The following is a 572-nucleotide window of genomic DNA, read 5'->3' on the forward strand; positions in this document are numbered from 1 at the left end:
CACCTACGGCTTCCGTACCCGTGGGTAGAAACCGCTGCCATGGCGACGGAACCTACCTACGGCTTTTCCGCGCTACAGGACGCACACTCTCATCGTGGGCAGATTCGACACGGATCCACCGGCGGCAGCCGGGCGGGGCGGCAGCGACGAGCATGCGACAGCTTCGGGCGGGGTGATCCGTCCGGGCATGGCCACGGACCGGGACACGCAGGCCCACCGCACGGCGGGCGGCTGGGTGGCGCTCGTCGGCGGCGGTCCGGGAAATCCCGACCTGATCACCGTCCGGGGTCTGGAGCTCCTGCGTCGTGCGGACGTGGTGGTCGTCGACCGGCTTGCTCCCCGGGCGCTGCTCGACGACCTGCGACCCGAGGTCGAGATCGTGGACGCGGGTAAGGCGCCGCACGGCCACAACCTCACCCAGGGGCAGATCAACAAGGTGATCGTGGAACGGGCCCGGCGCGGTCTGGGGGTGGTGCGCCTCAAAGGAGGCGACCCGTTCGTTTTCGGCCGTGGTGGTGAGGAGGCGCTGGCCTGCGCGGCCGCCGGGGTGCCCTGCGAGGTTGTCCCGGGGG

1 protein-coding gene is annotated in these 572 nt (G+C 71.0%); it reads left to right on the forward strand.

The features are described from left to right. Positions 1-187: 187 nt before the first annotated feature. Positions 188-572: uroporphyrinogen-III C-methyltransferase (locus tag DD1DGNOD_RS06395; protein WP_241255509.1), on the forward strand; the 385-nt coding region annotated here is incomplete at its 3' end.

This window comes from Candidatus Protofrankia californiensis, from assembly GCF_900634765.1.
GTDB lineage: Bacteria > Actinomycetota > Actinomycetes > Frankiales > Frankiaceae > Protofrankia > Protofrankia californiensis.